This is a genomic window from Saccharibacter floricola DSM 15669 (assembly GCF_000378165.1).
Lineage (GTDB): Bacteria > Pseudomonadota > Alphaproteobacteria > Acetobacterales > Acetobacteraceae > Saccharibacter > Saccharibacter floricola.
Genome location: NZ_KB899360.1, coordinates 1 through 3,780 on the forward strand (window position 1 = coordinate 1; position 3,780 = coordinate 3,780).

A 3,780-nucleotide genomic window follows, 5' to 3' on the forward strand; every position below is an offset into this window, starting at 1 on the left:
AGTGTTGATGTATTCTGACATAGTTTAGATGCTTTGAATGCTTGTGCGTTTTGGTAGGATTGAACATGAGAGTTTGATTCTGGCTCAGAGCGAACGCTGGCGGCATGCTTAACACATGCAAGTCGCACGAACCTTTCGGGGTTAGTGGCGGACGGGTGAGTAACGCGTAGGAACCTATCCAGAGGTGGGGGATAACACCGGGAAACTGGTGCTAATACCGCATGATACCTGAGGGTTAAAGGCTTTTGTTGCCTTTGGAGGGGCCTGCGTTTGATTAGCTAGTTGGTTGGGTAAAGGCTGACCAAGGCGATGATCAATAGCTGGTTTGAGAGGATGATCAGCCACACTGGGACTGAGACACGGCCCAGACTCCTACGGGAGGCAGCAGTGGGGAATATTGGACAATGGGGGCAACCCTGATCCAGCAATGCCGCGTGTGTGAAGAAGGTCTTCGGATTGTAAAGCACTTTCACTAGGGAAGATGATGACGGTACCTAGAGAAGAAGCCCCGGCTAACTTCGTGCCAGCAGCCGCGGTAATACGAAGGGGGCTAGCGTTGCTCGGAATGACTGGGCGTAAAGGGCGCGTAGGCGGTTTATACAGTCAGATGTGAAATCCCCGGGCTTAACCTGGGAACTGCATTTGATACGTATAGACTAGAGTCCGAGAGAGGATTGCGGAATTCCCAGTGTAGAGGTGAAATTCGTAGATATTGGGAAGAACACCAGTTGCGAAGGCGGCAATCTGGCTCGGAACTGACGCTGAGGCGCGAAAGCGTGGGGAGCGAACAGGATTAGATACCCTGGTAGTCCACGCTGTAAACGATGTGTGCTGGATGTTGGGAAACTTAGTTTTTCAGTGTCGAAGCTAACGTGTTAAGCACACCGCCTGGGGAGTACGACCGCAAGGTTGAAACTCAAAGAAATTGACGGGGGCCCGCACAAGCGGTGGAGCATGTGGTTTAATTCGAAGCAACGCGCAGAACCTTACCAGGTCTTGTATGGGGAGGACGTGCTCAGAGATGAGTATTTCTTCGGACCTCCCGCACAGGTGCTGCATGGCTGTCGTCAGCTCGTGTCGTGAGATGTTGGGTTAAGTCCCGCAACGAGCGCAACCCCTGTCTTTAGTTGCCATCACGTTTGGGTGGGCACTCTAGAGAGACTGCCGGTGACAAGCCGGAGGAAGGTGGGGATGACGTCAAGTCCTCATGGCCCTTATGACCTGGGCTACACACGTGCTACAATGGCGGTGACAATGGGAAGCTACATGGTGACATGATGCCGATCTCAAAAAACCGTCTCAGTTCGGATTGCACTCTGCAACTCGAGTGCATGAAGGTGGAATCGCTAGTAATCGTGGATCAGCATGCCACGGTGAATACGTTCCCGGGCCTTGTACACACCGCCCGTCACACCATGGGAGTTGGTTTGACCTTAAGCCGGTGAGCGAACCGCAAGGGCGCAGCCGACCACGGTCGGGTCAGCGACTGGGGTGAAGTCGTAACAAGGTAGCCGTAGGGGAACCTGCGGCTGGATCACCTCCTTTCAAGGAATTGTTCTGATACGTTGGAACATTCTAAGAATAAGAAGACCTAAGCTTAGAGTTTAGGCATTTAAAGCACTAGAGCGCCGTCAGTATATCCCTTCCTTAGTTTTCCTGGGCTAGTAGCTCAGTTGGTTAGAGCACACGCTTGATAAGCGTGGGGTCGGAGGTTCAAGTCCTCCCTGGCCCACCATGAATGGGGGCATAGCTCAGCTGGTAGAGCACCTGCTTTGCAAGCAGGGGGTCGTCGGTTCAAACCCGTCTGCCTCCACCATCTTTTGAGATGGTTGGATGATGCCTAATTGGTTGAGTGAGCTTTTACAGGAAGATAACTAAGGGAAGAGGAAAGAGTTCTTCCTTCTGATTGTGCTTTTTAGCATGATGTGACGAAGAGAAGTGTCTGGTCTTTGGAGAGTGAATCGGTTGGTGCGCTATCTGGGTGCGCTGTCATTATTGTCTGATCCTTCAGGTGTTTAATGTTTCCTTATTAAACACGGGATATGGCAGTGGCGGTCAGATGGCGTTGAAGAAATGACTGACATTGTGTGAACAGTGTCTTTCATAGAGAGGATAAGGGAAGAGATTTTCTTATTTTCTGTGTGATTGGCTACTGTGCATGTGGTGTGAGAATGAGAAGGGCATTTGGTGGATGCCTTGGCACCAAGAGGCGACGAAGGACGTGACACACTGCGTTAAGCCATGGGGAGCTGTGAGTACGCTTTGATCCGTGGATATCCGAATGGGGCAACCCCCTCTTTTAGAGGATCATACGCTGAATACATAGGCGTATGAGGCGAACCCGGGGAACTGAAACATCTAAGTACCCGGAGGAAAAGACATCAACAGAGATTCTGCTAGTAGTGGCGAGCGAACGCGGAACAGGCCAGTGCCTAAGAGAAGACAAGCACAACAGTCTGGAAAGTCTGACCATAGTGGGTGATAGTCCCGTATGCGTAATGCTTCTTTTAGGACTTGAGTAGGGCGGGGCACGAGAAACCCTGTCTGAACATGGGGGGACCACCCTCCAAGCCTAAATACTCCTTGGTGACCGATAGCGAACCAGTACCGTGAGGGAAAGGTGAAAAGCACCCCGATAAGGGGAGTGAAAGAGACCTGAAACCAGATGCCTACAAGCAGTCGGAGCCTCTTTATGGGGTGACGGCGTACCTTTTGTATAATGGGTCAGCGAGTTTCTGTCCGTAGCGAGCTTAAGCCGGTAGGTGTAGGCGTAGCGAAAGCGAGTCTGAATAGGGCGATTTAGTTACTGGTAGAAGACCCGAAACCGAGTGATCTAGCCATGGCCAGGCTGAAGGTGCAGTAACATGCACTGGAGGGCCGAACCCACGCCTGTTGAAAAAGTCGGGGATGAGCTGTGGCTAGGGGTGAAAGGCCAATCAAACTCGGAGATAGCTGGTTCTCCGCGAAATCTATTGAGGTAGATCGTCATGTATTACCCTCGGGGGTAGAGCACTGGATGGGCTAGGGGGGCCCAAAGCCTTACCACACCTAACCAAACTCCGAATACCGAGGAGTATGAGCATGGCAGACAGACGGTGGGTGCTAAGGTCCATCGTCGAGAGGGAAACAGCCCAGACCACCAGCTAAGGCCCCTAAATCGTGGCTAAGTGGGAAAGGATGTGGGGATTCCAAAACAACCAGGAGGTTGGCTTAGAAGCAGCCATCCTTTAAAGAAAGCGTAATAGCTCACTGGTCTAATAGAAACCCTGCGCCGAAAATGTAACGGGGCTCAAGCCACGTGCCGAAGCTGTGGGTGCATACTTTTAGTATGCGCGGTAGCGGAGCGTTCTGTAAGCCTGCGAAGGAGACGGGGTGACCCTCTCTGGAGGTATCAGAAGTGCGAATGCTGACATGAGTAGCGATAAACAGTGCGAGAAACACTGTCGCCGAAAGTCCAAGGGTTCCTGCGCAAGGTTAATCCACGCAGGGTGAGCCGGCCCCTAAGGCGAGGGCGAAAGCCGTAGCCGATGGAAACCAAGTTAATATTCTTGGGCCTGCTAGAAGTGACGAATGAGAAATGTTGTCTGCTCTTATTGGATTGAGCAGGCTTTTGGACCATTCCAGGAAATAGCTCTAGCATATAGACCGTACCCGAAACCGACACAGGTGGACTGGTAGAGCATACCAAGGCGCTTGAGAGAACGATGCTGAAGGAACTAGGCAAATTACTCGTGTAACTTCGGGAGAAACGAGACCCGTTAGTGGGCAACCATTGGCGGG

General features: G+C 51.9%; 2 tRNA genes and 2 rRNA genes. All 4 read left to right on the forward strand.

Going from position 1 to position 3,780, the window contains the following annotated elements:
• The first annotated feature begins 61 nt into the window (after window positions 1-61).
• Window positions 62-1,545 (forward strand): 16S ribosomal RNA (locus tag F457_RS0111505).
• A gap of 113 nt (window positions 1,546-1,658) precedes the next feature.
• A tRNA-Ile gene (locus F457_RS0111510) sits at window positions 1,659-1,735 on the forward strand.
• 5 nt (window positions 1,736-1,740) lie between these two features.
• Window positions 1,741-1,816, forward strand: a tRNA-Ala gene (locus F457_RS0111515).
• Between the two features lie 348 nt (window positions 1,817-2,164).
• Window positions 2,165-3,780 (forward strand): 23S ribosomal RNA (locus F457_RS0111520); the annotation flags it as partial.